14 protein-coding genes are annotated in these 15,756 nt (G+C 35.5%); 8 read left to right on the top strand and 6 right to left on the bottom strand.

The features are described 5' to 3' along the window. The first annotated feature begins 746 nt into the window (after positions 1–746). Together BZG02_RS14635 and BZG02_RS14630 are read left to right on the top strand one after the other, a co-directional pair. The gene (locus BZG02_RS14635) at positions 747–1,688 is read left to right on the top strand and encodes a sensor histidine kinase (protein ID WP_101262189.1); all 942 of its coding nucleotides are present in this window, start codon (positions 747–749) and stop codon (positions 1,686–1,688) included. Beyond that, a complete protein-coding gene (locus BZG02_RS14630; RefSeq protein ID WP_101262188.1) occupies positions 1,685–2,329 on the top strand; it encodes a response regulator transcription factor in 645 nt (214 codons plus the stop codon). Before BZG02_RS14635 ends, BZG02_RS14630 begins: the two co-directional genes overlap by 4 nt. A 105-nt stretch (positions 2,330–2,434) precedes the next feature. On the opposite strand, the gene BZG02_RS14625 is transcribed toward BZG02_RS14630, so the two are convergent. From BZG02_RS14625 to BZG02_RS14615, 3 genes are all read right to left on the bottom strand, one after another. Beyond that, the gene (locus BZG02_RS14625; RefSeq protein ID WP_101262187.1) at positions 2,435–3,094 is read right to left on the bottom strand and encodes a (Fe-S)-binding protein; all 660 of its coding nucleotides are present in this window, start codon (positions 3,092–3,094) and stop codon (positions 2,435–2,437) included. 24 nt (positions 3,095–3,118) lie between these two features. Continuing rightward, positions 3,119–3,820, bottom strand: a complete 702-nt coding sequence (locus BZG02_RS14620) for a GTP-binding protein (RefSeq protein WP_101262186.1) — start codon at positions 3,818–3,820, stop codon at positions 3,119–3,121. Positions 3,821–3,934: 114 nt separating this feature from the next. Beyond that, positions 3,935–4,741 carry an ATP-binding cassette domain-containing protein gene (locus BZG02_RS14615; RefSeq protein WP_101262185.1) on the bottom strand — a complete coding sequence of 269 codons (807 nt, stop codon included), beginning with the start codon at positions 4,739–4,741 and terminating at the stop codon, positions 3,935–3,937. A 231-nt stretch (positions 4,742–4,972) separates the two neighbouring features. Here BZG02_RS14615 and BZG02_RS14610 point away from each other — a divergent pair, with 231 nt between their 5' ends. The 3 genes from BZG02_RS14610 to creD are packed head-to-tail and all read left to right on the top strand — an operon-like array spanning position 4,973 to position 7,274. Then, positions 4,973–5,590: a hypothetical protein gene (locus BZG02_RS14610; protein ID WP_101262184.1), complete on the top strand. Its 618-nt coding sequence runs from the start codon at positions 4,973–4,975 to the stop codon at positions 5,588–5,590. After that, the gene (locus BZG02_RS14605) at positions 5,587–5,877 is read left to right on the top strand and encodes a winged helix-turn-helix domain-containing protein (protein ID WP_096431231.1); all 291 of its coding nucleotides are present in this window, start codon (positions 5,587–5,589) and stop codon (positions 5,875–5,877) included. Before BZG02_RS14610 ends, BZG02_RS14605 begins: the two co-directional genes overlap by 4 nt. A 53-nt stretch (positions 5,878–5,930) precedes the next feature. After that, a complete protein-coding gene (creD, locus tag BZG02_RS14600) occupies positions 5,931–7,274 on the top strand; it encodes a cell envelope integrity protein CreD (protein WP_101262183.1) in 1,344 nt (447 codons plus the stop codon). Between the two features lie 296 nt (positions 7,275–7,570). Here creD and BZG02_RS14595 read toward each other — a convergent pair whose 3' ends face one another. The 3 genes from BZG02_RS14595 to BZG02_RS14585 form a co-directional block, all read right to left on the bottom strand. After that, positions 7,571–9,148 carry a sulfatase family protein gene (locus BZG02_RS14595; RefSeq protein WP_101262182.1) on the bottom strand — a complete coding sequence of 526 codons (1,578 nt, stop codon included), beginning with the start codon at positions 9,146–9,148 and terminating at the stop codon, positions 7,571–7,573. A gap of 69 nt (positions 9,149–9,217) precedes the next feature. After that, positions 9,218–10,750: an alpha-L-fucosidase gene (locus tag BZG02_RS14590; RefSeq protein WP_101262181.1), complete on the bottom strand. Its 1,533-nt coding sequence runs from the start codon at positions 10,748–10,750 to the stop codon at positions 9,218–9,220. 327 nt (positions 10,751–11,077) lie between these two features. Further along, entirely contained in the window at positions 11,078–11,809 is a 732-nt protein-coding gene (locus tag BZG02_RS14585) for a hypothetical protein (protein ID WP_101262180.1), read from the bottom strand. A 480-nt stretch (positions 11,810–12,289) separates the two neighbouring features. On the opposite strand from BZG02_RS14585, the gene BZG02_RS14580 reads away from it, so the two are divergent. From BZG02_RS14580 to BZG02_RS14570, 3 genes are read left to right on the top strand one after another with little or no spacing between them, the layout of a single operon-like run. Continuing rightward, positions 12,290–13,624, top strand: a complete 1,335-nt coding sequence (locus BZG02_RS14580) for a TolC family protein (protein ID WP_101262179.1) — start codon at positions 12,290–12,292, stop codon at positions 13,622–13,624. Between the two features lie 11 nt (positions 13,625–13,635). Next, on the top strand, positions 13,636–14,946 hold the full coding sequence (locus tag BZG02_RS14575; RefSeq protein ID WP_180335737.1) for an efflux RND transporter periplasmic adaptor subunit: 1,311 nt from the start codon (positions 13,636–13,638) through the stop codon (positions 14,944–14,946). 45 nt (positions 14,947–14,991) lie between these two features. Further along, positions 14,992–15,750 carry an ABC transporter ATP-binding protein gene (locus tag BZG02_RS14570; RefSeq protein ID WP_101262177.1) on the top strand — a complete coding sequence of 253 codons (759 nt, stop codon included), beginning with the start codon at positions 14,992–14,994 and terminating at the stop codon, positions 15,748–15,750. The last annotated feature ends 6 nt before the right edge of the window (positions 15,751–15,756 follow it).

Below are 15,756 nucleotides of genomic sequence, written 5' to 3'. Positions count from 1 at the left end.
GATATATAAACATACTGTAAAATTAATTTGTTTTGATCAAATTGTTAATGCCAACCAACACTACTTTCATCATTGTTTTTAACCACTTGACACATAAAAAGTGAGTGTTTTCACATTTTATTATCTCTCACAAAACAACAAATAGATAAGTTAAATAAATATTGGCCTACTATACATATGTACATATATATTAGATTAAGCAAGATTGTAAAAATAAACTTCGCCATACTGTATAGTACCAACCACCAATACTTTCCTCTGAAAAAATTATGAACAACTATATCTCTAATCACGAGGTTAAATCTATATTCAGTAGATTATTTTAAGAACGTACACTTAAAATTGTGGAAATATCGATTGAACCTTTTTTGCAGAACCTTTAAATACCTTCTAATATTCTTCACCTTTAGATATAGAAGTGGATACTTAAATGTGAATAATCTCAATTTGCAACAGTTAAACTAACCAAAAAAAAAAAATTACTCTCTAGTCAAAAAAAAACATAAGGACAAAATTAAACTTGTACTAATCTTATCTATTTTGAAATATATTTTAATACATTAGTGCTTCTATTTTTATTCTTAGCTAAGAATAAACAAAACGAACAACTGCACTTATTGGGAAAATAAAGCACTAATAATCAACCTATTATATTTTACAGATATAAATAAATTATAATGTGAGGTTTTAAAAAAATACGGCTTTAAGCGTAGGTATTTATCCATTAGAATTCTTACTCTTGTTTCATGCTTTTACAAATTGCACTAATAGCATCGGTTTTATTACAATTCGGCGCTTTTTTCATTACCATTAGCCTGATTCCAAAAACACGCTTCAATAGCTCGTGGATTTTGGTTTCTATCGGTTTTTTATTGATGGCTCTTCGCCGAGTTATTGAACTTATTGCTGTACTCACTAAAAGCATTAGCAATTCCGATACACTTACATCCCATTGGATAGCTGTACTTATTTCGTTACTAATGTTTTTTGGCGCTTTCTATATTCGTCGTATTTTTCAGCTGCAAGACAAGATCGATAAGGAGAGAATAGAAAATGAAGCAAAAGTTTTAAGCGCTGTAATTAAAACAGAAGAACGAGAACGTCATCGTTTTGCCAAAGAGTTACACGATGGTTTAGGACCTATCCTTTCGAGCATTAAAATGACAAATTCGGCCTTAAATACTGCGGTTGAAAACGAAAAAAACAAACAGATTGCAAGCAAAACCGATCATGCTGTTAACGAAGCAATCATTACCATTAAAGAGATATCTAATAAGTTGAGTCCACATGTGCTTGAAAGATACGGACTCGAAAAAGCAATCAAAACCTTTATTGAAGGAATTCATCTAAACAATCAATATCAGGTTCGTTTAGATGTTCGTTTAAACAATAAGCGATTTGACTTTAACGTGGAGTTGATTCTTTATCGAATTATCGGTGAATTAATCAACAATACCATAAAACACGCAGAAGCTTCTCATATTGATATTTCCCTTCTGCATTATCCTAATAAGTTAGAACTATTGTATCGGGATAATGGAATTGGTTTTGCCATAGAAACACAATTAATAAAAGGGATGGGACTTGAAAATATCCGATCAAGAGTAAAGTCGTTAGATGGAACGATTGAAATGAATCACAAAAATAAGCAAGGTTTTTACCTAAAAGTTAAAATACCCATCTCATGAATGAAGCTTTAAAACTGGCATTAGTTGATGATCACGATCTGTTTCGAGAAGGCTTAAGTTTTCTGTTCAACAATCAGAATAATAAACAAGAAATTAAAGAAGCCAGCAATGGACAAGAATTATTGGATTTGCTATTGACCTGGCAAGCCGACATTATTCTAATGGATATTGAAATGCCAATAATGAATGGAATCGAAGCTACTCGCGAAGTAATGAAAAGATATCCGGACACGAAAATAATTGCACTTTCGATGCATGCCAACGAGAATTATTATTCGGAAATGATGGTTGCTGGCGCCAAAGCTTTTCTGCTAAAAAATTCAAGTTTCGAAGAAGTACAACAAGCAATTGTAGCCGTTCTAGAAGGAAAAAACTTCTTTTCGCCAGAAATACTTGAAAGTATTATTAAAAATTTGAATCGAAAAAAGAATCATCCTCCCAAAACAGACCTTACAAGCAGAGAGATAGAAATACTATACAATATTTGCAAAGGATGCTCGAATCAGGAAATTGCCGAAATGCTTTTTATCAGCAAACGTACTGTTGACAAACACCGCGAAAATATTCTACTAAAAACACAATCGAAAAACACCGCTGCCTTGGTAATTTTCGCGATAAAGAATCGAATTTTTGAAGTGTAAATTTAGAATCAATTTGCTAGTAACCCGCATAGCACACTGGGTGTCAACTACCAGAATTCATTCTCTAAAAATCTGTTTGCTCATTTTAAAAAAAACCTTCTTGCCTTAAATAGAACAACATACAACTGGAGGTTGCCATACTTTCAAATCAATTCCTTCGATTAAAACATTATTATCTTGCAGATTAACGATAACCCCTGAATGCACCTTCTGCATCATGCAGTGTTTTGGTAAAAATCGCACGGTTTCGCCAACTTTAATGCTTTTACCTTGAAATTGTCCCTCGAAAGCAATTACCATGCAACATCCTACAGAAGTGAACTTTATTTCATTTTGTTTGCGACGACACGGACCAATTAAGTGCACCGTAACCAACAAATGATCTAACTTTATTACTTTGCCGTAATGCACTATCGGACAACCCAAAGGGCGATATTCAATCACTTCGCCAATCTGCAAGTGAACCAAAGCCATTGGCATTAACACTTCTCTACACGAAATTTCGCCTTGCAATGGTTCCAAAATAATATCAGCTTCGTAAGCATCAATTACTCCCTGTATTTTTTCATGACAAATAGGTAAACCACTAGCTACTAAGCTCTCTATTTCTTTTTTACCAGCTTTAAACCGTTCCTGTATTAAAAAAGGGCACAGGTCACTACTTAACGAACTGGTTTCCATCGCCATCGCAAAGTCGGTACAAGAGCCAAAACCACAACGACCGCAATTATAGCCAGGGAGAAATTCCATTATTTTTTTATGCATCTTCTTATTTCTAATTACAACAATTTATTCGCCAACATATTCTTGCATGCCATTCATTTTCCGCAACAAACCACGATGATAGGATGCACCAATCCTTTTTTCACCCGCACAAAGAGTACACACCGCAAAAGGCGCATTATGACGTAAACTTTCCTTTTCAGACACATTCTTTTCGGTACTTTTAATTTGCATCGCCAATTCCGAAGCACCCTGTCCGCTGAGTCCGTTCGCCTCAATAATTGAACAATTGGGATTCGTTTCTAAAATACACTGCCGAAATATCTCTCGCTCGGCTTGCGATATCATATCGCCTTTTGTAATCACCACTATATCTGCACAGCTTAAAAAAGGCCCCACTTTCATTGGATTATTTGGTCCGCTAGTAGCATCAATCACACATACACCTAAACTATTGGTAGTGTAAGGCGCACATCGATGACACAAACCAGCTGTCTCCATAATCAGAAATTCAGAATTTTGCACTCTCGCAAATTCTAAAATGGCATCGGTATTATAAATAGAAAAATGATCGGGACACATATCCATAGACAAACCCAACTGAACGGGCACTCCCAAGCTTGCAAACCTCTTAGGATCATCAGAATACAAGCAATCTATTTTAACAACTGCTGGTTTTATATTTTGATGTAATAACACTTTTATGGTATGAATTAGCACGGCAGTTTTCCCTGCACCAGGAGTTCCGGCTACAATAATAAATTTCATATAATTTCCTTTTCTAGGTAAGCTTAAACAACTAACAATTAACTTGATATAAAAATATAAACATCACTTAATCTGTTTCTTTGCGCTAGTATTTTAACGAAAACAGCACACGCCTTAAAGACAAGTACTACACGTACTCCATTCCTGTTGCAATACCTCAAAATTGACTTGTTCTATTTTTTTACCTGCCCGAACCTCCTCTCTCAAGCTTAGAATATACTGATCGATATTGTTTAATTGCAGAGCTATTTGTTGCTCACGATAAGTACTTGTTATAATATCGCGCATACCACCATTCCTCATAATAATTCTCTTTTGAGCGCTTAAAGCCAACACCGGATCGTGTGTAACTACCAAAATTATTTTTCCTTCGCCCGATAATAATTGTAAAGCTTCGTGTTTTTTAATCCCTGCATTTTCAATTTCATCGATTAATACAATTGGCGATTCGCTGATAATAGCAACATCGGCCACCATAAGAGCCCTAGTTTGTCCGCCACTCAGAATAGTTAAATTATCGCTTTCATTTATGGGTTCTCCTGTAAGCGTGTTGGCAATAGAGATTACGTGTTTTATATCCACATTATTCTTTCCCCTGCACTTGGCGTGAAGTCTTAAAAAATCGGCAACCGGCATATCGGCGAAAAAATTCATATTCTGAGACAATTGTGCCACCATTTTTTTCCGAGGGTCGGTACGAAGTTCATGAGTAGGAATTTCGCCATTAATTAAAATTTTGCGCTTACTTGCCGTATCCCCTTGCGCTAATTGTTCAATATCTGCAATCAACTGACTTTTACCACTACCAGTAGGTCCAACAATCCCAAATATTTCTCCTTTTTTAATTTGTAAATCGGGCAAACGCTCCGAATTTCCTAACTTATCGATACCTGCCTGTATGGTAATTTGATGTATTTTCATAAACTACTCTGTTTAAATTGATAAGAAACAAAGTAAGTTTGTATTCTAATGAGAGAAAACAGTGTATGAACGTATTCCTAAAAATAGGTTTTTATACGTATAAGCTTAAATTTTTCCCATAAAGCTTAACTAAAAGCAATACGACAATAAAATAAATCGATTTTTTTTCAAGAAATTAATTATTATTTAAATTTTTAGCTTACTTTTACTTTGAATTACAAAGTACTTTCCATGAATCAACAAAAATACATCGAAGACTTAAAGAACATTAAAGAGATGATGAACAAATCATCCAAGTTTATTTCTTTAAGTGGCTTATCAGGAATAGGCGCAGGTTTTATTGCACTGATAGGTGCTTACTTTGCATGGATAAGCATTTATTCCCACACTGGCTATCAGGATTTTAACCGCACGCTTTTAAGTTTTGATCAGCTAGTAGAATTGCTGACGATTGGTTTTGTAACTCTGCTACTTGCTTTAGGTTTTGGAATTTTCTTCACACGATTAAAAACGAAAAAATTAAAACAGAAAGTGTGGGATTCTCAAACCAAAACACTTCTAATTAATTTGTTAATTCCATTAATTAGCGGTGGTGTATTTTGCCTGCTTCTACTCCTAAAAGGATACATTGGATTAATTGCACCACTTACCTTACTATTTTACGGTTTGGCCTTGGTAAATGCCAGTAAATACACAATAAGCGAAATTCGTAGTTTGGGAATACTTGAAATATTACTAGGTTTGATTGCAACTTATTTCATCGGATATGGTTTAATTTTTTGGTGCATTGGATTCGGTGTACTTCATATCGTTTATGGAATAATTATGGAGATAAAATACAAGTCGTGAAGGAACTACTTAAAGATTTAAATAAAGCTTTCGAAAACCGAATTCGACTAGGAATTATGTCGGCTTTGGTGGTAAACGATTACCTCGATTTTAATGCTCTTAAAAACCTATTGGGCGTTACCGATGGTAATTTAGCCAGCCATTTAAAGTCGCTTGAAAAAAGCGAATACATTCGTGTACAAAAGGAGTTTCTCGATCGAAAACCAAACACCAAATATTCTGCTTCGGATGAAGGCAAGTTGGCCTTTATCAAACACATAAAGGCCATAGAGCAATTGCTTAAATAATTTTTTTTCATCATCTACTTTGAAATCCAAAGTACTTTTAAAACAAAAATAAAATGAACGATACCCAATCACCATTCGACAAAGTAAACAGCTGGATTAAGAATTCGGTTGGACTAAAATTAGGAACCATTGCCATTTTAATGCTTCTATTATTGATTCCTGCTAGCATGATTAAATCCATCATCAGCGAAAGAGAAGTGCTCAATCAATCGGTATTAAACGAAGTAAGCCAAAAATGGGCTGGCAGTCAACAAATTAATGGCCCAATACTCACCATCCCATTAATTTATGAGTACGAACTTGAGGATGAAAAAACCATCACTAAAACAAAATACCTGTACCTACTTCCCGAGCAACTAGAAGTAACAGGTAAAATAGAACCCGAAAAGTTGAAAAGAGGAATTTATGAGGTGGTGGTATACCGAAGCGCTTTACAAGTTTCGGGACACTACAAACTAAAAGTGAAAGTAGATGAAGATCATTTAAAAGAAATTAAATACAACGAAGCATTCTTAACCGTTGGAATATCCGATCTTCGAGGAATAAAAGATCAGGTAACGCTGAACTGGGGAGCACAAAAGCTTGAGGTTCAACCAGGTTCTAAACTAAGCGAGATGATTAGTTCGGGCATTAGTATCGATTTGCCAGATTTGAGCGAACAAATAAATTCAAATATCGATTTCTCATTCAACTTAAATTTGCAAGGAAGTCAGAACCTTTCCTTTATACCGCTAGGTAGTACCACAAAAGTAAACCTAAGTTCCCCTTGGTCTTCGCCTAGTTTTAACGGTAATTTTCTTCCCGACAACCGAGAAGTAACTGATGATGGGTTTACGGCCGATTGGAAGATTCTACAACTCAATCGTAACTATCCACAATCTTGGGTCGACAAAAACATGCGCGAAGAAATGCAGTATTCAATATTAGGAGTTGATCTGATTATGCCTTTGGATGATTATCAAAAGTCCATGCGCTCCTCCAAATATGCAGTGATGACGATCGCTTTAATATTCTTGGTTTTCTTCTTAGTAGAAATTATGAATGGCCGAAAAATTCACCCTTTTCAGTACACCCTTGTTGGTTTGGCACTTTGTCTTTTCTACATATTACTGATATCCATATCGGAACATTCCAATTTCAATATTGCCTATTTAATTTCTGCAGGACTCACCTCGCTCATGATAATCATTTATGCCAAAAGCGTTTTTAAATCGAACAAATTTACTGGAGTTCTAAGCGCCACTATTTTGGGTATTTACGGCTTTTTATTTGTCACTCTGCAATTAGCCGATTATGCTCTGTTAATGGGAAGTATTGGTTTGGCTTTAATTCTAGGAATCACCATGTACTTTACCCGTAACATCAACTGGTACAAGTTAAATATGAAATCAGAATAATAGCAAAGGAGCGAATGCAACGAACTGCTTGCATTCCCTTTTCAAAATTCACTTATATAAATAGTTCATCCATGAAAATCAATCTCACATGCATTTCTCTCCCTTCATCACGAAAAGTGTGTAGTTTCTATATTATTAGCATTGAATTGGGTATTTGGTGTTGGGATTTTGGTTTTGGCTTAAGAATTTAAAAATAAGACTATTACACGACGATAAAACATAAATGCAAAAACCGGTTGAAGCAGATGCTCAACCGGTTCTTTTATGCTTGTTATAAAATTGTATTAACAACTAGATTAGTTCCAATTTTCATCCACATTTTTTTGAATATGAGGATAAGCTTTGTCAGTTTCATTGTACGCTTCGCGTTGGCGTTTCAGTTCAACTTTTAACTCTTTTATCACTTCCGAATAAGCCGGATTATTATACACATTATTTACTTCATGCGGGTCTTTATTCAAATCGTACAATTCCCACGAAACAGGAGTTGGTCGCACTTTAAACGAACGATCCGGAGTCAACCAATTTCTTGACAAATCACCTTCCTGTTTCAAATCCCAGTGACGACCATAAAAGAAAATAAGCTTATAGTCTTTGGTTCGGATCCCAAAATGTGCAGGTATATCGTGATGCGTTAAATGCATCCAGTAACGATAATAAGTCCCTGTTCTCCAATCGGCCGGTTCCTCTCCATTCAACAAAGGAATAATGCTTTTCCCCTGCATCTTATCCGGAACTTTTCCTCCTGCCAAATCGATTAATGTTGGCGCAAAATCGGTATTATTGATGATACTTTGGCTACGTTGCCCAGCTTTTACCAATTCCGGATAATGAATGATAAAAGGCATGCGCGTAGCCTCTTCGTACATCCAGCGTTTGTCTACCATATCGTGCTCTCCCAGCATCATCCCCTGATCGGCCGAATAAACAATCACTGTATTTTTGTATAAATCATTGTCTTTTAAAAATTGAAAAAAATTCCCAAGATTATCATCAACTCCTTTTACACAACGCAGATATTTTTTCAAATACATTTGGTAAGCCATTGAAGTGGCCTCGTGGTCAGGTATGTTCTTATCAATTTTAAAATGATCAACATAGCCATTAAATTGGTGTCTGCGAGAAACCGAAGTGCCAATTTCATGAATCAAACTGTCATTTCGTCCACGTGTACCTTCCGATCCCCAGTTGGGTTGCGAATATAGATTTTCAGGCTCAGGCACTTTAACATCAGCAAGATAGCTATCGTAACGAGGAGCATTTTCAAACCAATCGTGAGGAGCTTTAAAGTGATACATTAAAAAGAACGGTTTTTTCTTGTCTTTTCTACCCGTAATCCAGCTAATCACCTTATTGGTAATTACATCCGACGAATGACCTTCTGTTTTCACGATATTATTGGGATATTTCCCTTTCCCTTTTTCGTAAAATTCAGGATTAAAATACTTTCCCTGTCCTTCCAAAACACTGTAATAATCGAATGCCGAAGGTTCAATTTTCAAGTGCCATTTCCCGATAATTGCTGTTTCATAACCCAACTTTTTCATTTCTACGGGTAAATACTGTTTGCTCGTATCCAACACGCCGTCAAGATCGAGAACACCGTTTGTTTGACTGTATTGGCCAGTAAGTATTGTTGCCCTACTTGGCGTACAAATTGAATTAGTGGCAAAACAATTCTCGAACAGCATTCCTTCACTAGCCAATTTATCCAAATTTGGAGTCGGATCTAATGTAGCCAAACGACCACCATAAGCACCAATTGCATGAGCTGCATGATCGTCGCTCATGATATAAATGATATTGGGCTGTTGAGTATTGGAGCAACTCATTGCAACTACTGCCAATACAATTATTTGAATGATTTTTTTCATTGTTATGAAATATATTAAACTTTACGAATAAAACTTGTCTTCTTTATTTGTCGAATGCGATCGTATTATTTATTTCAAAATAACTTTATAAACAACAGCTTTATCGTTTGGTATTGTTGCCGGAGAAGTAAGTGTTAAACCACCTTTCGCTAACGACCAAACAATTTTTTCCTTACTACCCAATACTTGGATCTTAGATATTTTCATTCCTGCAGCTTTTCCATCCTCCGCAAAAGATTTTAATAGAAATTCTTTCGCTGGTTCTGGTGTTCCCAGTTGAATAATATATAGGTTTTTCCCGTTTTGAGTGAATCTAAAATCTTCTGCAGTGTACTGAACTCCTCGTCCTTGAACCCCTCCGAAATGGTTTTTATTCAGCTTGGTAACTCCTTCGCCATAAGTAACAAACGGACGAGTATCGTAAATTGCCTCCCCATTTACTTTTAACCATTGTCCAATTTCCAACAATCCATCGCGCTGTTCCTGAGGAATGAACCCATCGGCTGAAGGTGTGATGTTTAAGATCAAACAACCATTCTTACTTGAGATATCGGCTAATTCATCAACAATAATATCTGGTGTTTTTAGTTGAAGCTTGTCACTCCAACTCCAGGTGTTCCATGCATACGAATCGTCGGTCAACCAAGGGAAATCAGTCGTTTCATCAAAGCGCCCTCTTTCCATATCAATTACGCCTGCACCTTTCGCTAAATCTTCATTTTTATAGGTTAGTGTTACTTCTTTGTTCCATTCCAAACCTTTGTTGTAGTAATAAGCTACCATTTCTTTTCTCACCTTTTCGGGAAGCAAGAACACACGACTATCGAACCACAATAAATCGGGTTTGTATTTGTCAACCACCTCGTAAACCTTGGCTTTCCACAGGTCTACAAATTCCTTACTCGGTTGATCTTCAGCAAGAACTTTATAGTTTGATTGTCCACTTGCATCCTTACCCAAACGATAGAAGGTCTCCGGAGACGTTACTTCACCAAGCATTTCTCTAAATTCAGTATTGGTAGTGTCGGCCAAACCATTCCAAAGATTATACCAACCCCACTCCCAACTGTGATGGAAAGTGGTCACAAATTTCAAATCTTGTCCTTTAATAGCTTTTTCCAATTCGCCAACAATGTCGCGTTTAGGTCCATAATTAACACTGTTGTATTTATTTACTTTGCTGTCCCAGTTCGAGAAATTATCGCAATGTTCGGCTACAGGTCCAACAAAACGAACGCCAGCATCTTTAAACAACTTTGCCCAATCGTTGGCGTCGAAATATTTGGCGGTAAATTTTGAAATAAAATCATAATACTGCGTTGAATCCCCATATGTCTCCACATGATGCTCTCTTAAATCATGATTCCAACCCTCGTCTTTGTCTTCATACATGTGGTGCGAATACCATTCTCCCTCGCCCATATACGAATAAACACCCCAGTGAAAATAGATCCCAAATTTAGCATCGCGGAACCATTCCGGAGTTTGGTGTTGTTTTAAAGATTCCCAATTAGCAGAATAAGTTTGTTTTCCTGCTTCTTTTTGCTGAGAATGAGCTGGTAACCCAATACACAACAATAACAAAAGCCAATAAGTTTTCATCTTTTCAATGGATTAAATATTCGTATTCCAATTGTTTAAAGATAGAATGAAAAGTTAAACCTAATTTACACAAAAACGATACACTTTTTCACATATCAAGCCATCACCACTCACCTGAGAAGCTAGAATAGTAAAACAAGAGATCATTTAGAATCAACACCTCCTCTTAATAATTTGTATTTTTAAGACATCGCTCCTATTCATAAATCTGCACATATGCTTTTTTATCGAGCATGAAAGCGTAAATAAAGAAAGCTGATTTTATTCAAAATGATAATTATTGAATAAAACCAGCTCTCTAAATAGATTTCTTAAATATCTATTCTATTAATTAGCAACAGGAACAAGAATCGAAAGTTCCTCCTCCCCGTCTTCAAACACCTCCAGTACTTTCAACATATCACTAGTTACTTCAATAATCTCAACAGTTCCTTCGTCCTCATTTCCAATAGAAAGTTCCCAAGAATACACGAATTCTGTTTTCTTAGTATTTAGCCATGACCATTTCGCCAAGCCTCCAATAATACCATTAACAGGCTTTACATACTTAACGAAATATGTGCCCGATCTAGAGAATACAACAGTCATCTCAAGATCTGTACCTGCAACATCAACACCATTTAAACTAGACATTTTCCAAGTTCTACAAAATAAATCAGTCTGTTCAGAACGATCCATTTCCTTCTGTTTATTTGCATTCAAAGTAATATCACCACTTGTACCATTAACAACAAAAGTGATATTATCTGTTCCAAAATCAGAGATAATTATTGTCCCCAAATCAGAAAGAATAAGTGTTTTATCATCGTCGTATTCATAAGTTCCAAATAATATTGAATTGTTTTCAGACGACTTCGTTGTGCTTTCTTTTATCACAATATAATTGCCACTTTCATTGAATTCGAATGATTTAAATTCGCTGGTACCTTCAACCACCCATTTCGCATTAATACTTACGCGATCTAAAATCTCACTTTTTTCATCAGTATCTTCCTTATCACACGATACCAGACAAACTACAGTTAAAAAAGCAAGTAAAATTTGTTTAAAAATATTCATACTAAAATTGCATTAGGTTTTTAAATAATAAAAGATGTCATTCTCTTTTTTTTACAATGAGCACTGAAATTACAATTATTAATTTACAAATCCATAGTTAACATGATAAAATTATTTAACAAATTCTTGAAGCAAATTACAAGCATCTAAAACATAAGCTACTACTACCTATATTCTGCGAAACAATTAAAAAACTACCAGCCTTCAACCGAAATATATCCTATTTCTTCTACCAAACCTGCTAATAAAAAATTGAAATCAATTCTTTGATTAACCATAGAACCAAGGGAGATTTTAGCTCAATTACTGCAACCAAACAAGCTACACTCCTTCCCTATTTTAACGCTTTTTGTGATTTTCCCAAAAACACTTATCGATAAAAACCCATCAAACTTCTAAAATAAGCCTGTAATAGTCTAAACGAATTGATAGGCATTCTAATTAGAAGAATCTTTGTTTTGAAATTTAAACAAAGGTTATATGATAAAGCACTTCATTTTAATACAGATTATTGTACTAGGTATTATTCCTAAATTGATACAAGCACAAGAGCAGGCCTTCTCGTTAAATGATTGTATCAATTACGCATGGGAAAATAGCACCGAAATAAGCAGAGCAAATAACAGCACTGCGATTCAAAAAGCCTATTTGTCTCAATCGAAAGCAGAACGAGGACCCAATTTATTTCTAAATGGCAGCCAAACAATAAGCTCCACAAAAAATTACGAGTATAGCGATACGGATGAAAGTTGGAAACAAAACTCAAGCTCTAAGCTTTCTGTCTCTTTAAACTCTGAAATTACTTTATACAATGGAGCAAAACTCAAAAATACCATTGCTCAAAACAAAACGAAACTAGCAGCATCTGATACCGATATTCAAACTGAAAAAGAATTAATTAGCTTAAACATACTTTCGTCCTACATAACTACTTTGCTGGCAATAAAGAATGTTAACAACTCCGATGTTCAACTTGCATCAACAGCAAAACAATTTGAATTGGCCGAAGCAAGAAAAGCTGCTGGAATTATTTCCACTACCGATTTCTTAAATATAAAATCGCAATATGCTTCGGATAAAGCCGTATTTGTTGATGCTAAAAATACACTTCGAGTAAATATGGTTGCTTTAATGCAGTTAATGAACATGCCCATTAACGATTCATTTACCATACAAGAGCCGAATATTGATGCTTTACTAAAAACGGTATCAGTAACCGATGCCAATTTTATTTACAATGTTGCTTTAGGAATACAACCAAGCATTAAGGTTGCCGAATTAAACCTGAAAAGTGCGCAAATGAATATAAAGCTTGCACAAGCCGATGCAATGCCTCAACTATCATTAGGCGGCAGTATTGGAACCGGATACTCTTCTGATTTGGATCCTGTTAATTTTAGCGATCAGTTTTCCAATCAAATTAATCCATCCATCGGACTTTCGTTATCCGTTCCAATTTTTCAACGAAAAAAAGTAAAAACCAATGTAAAAATTGCCAACATACAAACTCATAATGAAGCGCTCACTTTAATCGATTTAAAAACCGACCTGCGAAAATATATCGAGCAAGCTTGTACTGATGCTCAAATAGCAAGTAGTAACTATTTAGCATTACAAGAGCAGTATGATGCAGAAAACGAATCCTATCAGCTCTCCAATGAAATGTTTACACAAGGCATGATTAATTCGGTGGACTTTCTGACTTCAAAAAACAATTTAGTAAGTGCAGAAAACAAACTAACACAAGCAAAATACAATGTGTTACTGCAAAATAAAATTATTGATTACTATTTAGGCAATACGATATTATTTTAAATACAATGATGATGAAAAAGATAAATTTTCCACGCAAGAAATTAGTACTAAGCGCAATCGGCATCCTCTTAATTACTGTGATTTCTATCACCTATATATCATGGATTGAAAATGAGCATAAATTTGTTATTGAAACAGAGCTAGTAAAAAAAGGATCGTTAAGTAATACCATTACAGCAACCGGAACACTAGAAGCTACTAATACAGTGGTGGTTGGCACTCAAGTATCCGGTGTTATTGAAAAACTATATGTCGATTTTAATTCGGTAGTTAAAAAAGGCCAATTAATTGCCGAACTCGATAAATACACCTTGCAATCGAGTCTGGAAAATGCTCAAGCAGATTTAGATAATGCTCAAGCAGAATACGAATATCAAAATTCCAATCACTTGCGAATGAAAGTTCTTTATGACAAGGAACTTTTAGCCAAAAGCGATTACGATTTAGTAGTTTACAACTTAAAAAAGAGCAAAGCATCTGTAAAATCTGCCAAAGCAAATTTGGATCGATCGGCTCGTAATTTAAGCTATGCTACTATCTACTCTCCAATTGATGGAATTGTGCTTAATCGTGCAGTAGAAGCCGGACAAACAGTTGCTGCGAGCATGAATACTCCTGAACTTTTTACCATTACTAACGATTTAAAGGAAATGCAGGTAGAAGCAAATATCGACGAAGCAGACATAGGAATGATAAAAGAAAATCAACGAGTTGAATTTACTGTAGATGCGTTTCCCGATCTTAATTTTACAGGGAAAGTATCGGAAATTCGATTACAACCAAACGAAGCATCCAATGTAATTACTTACATCGTAATTATTAGCGTAAGTAATCCTGATTTAAAATTGAAACCAGGAATGACAGCAAGTATTACCACTTTTGTTGAAGAGGCTAATGATGTGCTGCTAATAGCAGGAAAAGCAACTCGTTTTACTCCAAACCAACAATTGTTAGAAGAATATAAAAGAAGTCTGTTGAAGGAAGTACAAAACGCCCCATCGGATGATTCCAATACAATAAATAATGATAACAGACCTAAGCCTCCAAGAGGAAACATGCCGGAATTAGACGATGCACACAAAATGGTTTGGGTAAAAAATGGAGAGGAAATACATCCACTTGTCGTTGAAATAGGCATTAATGATGGTTCCAACATGGAAGTAATCTCAGGATTAAAGGAAGGCGATATTCTTGTTACTTCTTTAACATTAACCAATGACTCTGAAGAAAGTACTCTACCTCAAAAGAATGAGGATCAAAAAAGTCCCTTTATTCAGGAAGGACCAAAAGGAAAAAATGGCGCTGGCGGACCTCCTCGCTAACACAAGGCTTTTGAAACTATTGATCATCATGTAAAAAGGACTAAAATGAACAACAAGACAATTATCGAAATAAAAAACCTTCATAAAAATTATCAGGTTGGCGAGGAAACTGTAAAGGCCTTACGAGGTGTAGACTTAACTATTTCGAAAGGAGAATTTGTAGCCATAATGGGCACAAGTGGCTCTGGAAAATCCACGTTACTTAACATACTAGGATGCCTCGATTTGCCTAGTTCAGGCGATTATTTTTTAGATGGTGGAAATGTGAAATCATTAAACAGGAACCAATTAGCGACTATTCGAAATCAAAAGCTAGGTTTCGTATTTCAATCCTACAACCTATTGCCCCGAACATCAGCACTTGAAAATGTAGAATTACCTTTACTGTACAACCCTTTGGTTAGCAATACGGAACGAAGAGAAAAAGCAGAACAAGCATTAATTGCTGTTGGCTTAAAAGATAGAATGAAGCATTTATCCAATCAAATGTCGGGCGGACAGCAGCAACGGGTAGCTATTGCACGCTCCATGGTAAATGATCCGGTAGTAATTTTTGCCGACGAAGCAACTGGGAATCTTGACACACGAACTTCTTTTGAAATAATGGCTCTTTTTCAGCAGCTAAACAATAATGGAATGACCGTTTGTTTTGTTACACACGAACCAGACATTGCCGAATTTACAAAACGAAATGTTGTTTTTCGTGATGGACTTATCATTAAAGACGAAAGAATAAGCAACAGACAAAATGCAATTACTGCTCTTGCTCAATTAAAAGACGAAACGTATGCCTTTGGCAATTAGATTTTC

Source organism: Labilibaculum filiforme (assembly GCF_002843315.1).
Taxonomy (GTDB): Bacteria; Bacteroidota; Bacteroidia; order Bacteroidales; family Marinifilaceae; genus Labilibaculum; species Labilibaculum filiforme.
Note: the sequence above shows the minus strand (reverse complement) of the source record. Positions and strands in the feature narration are given on the sequence as shown.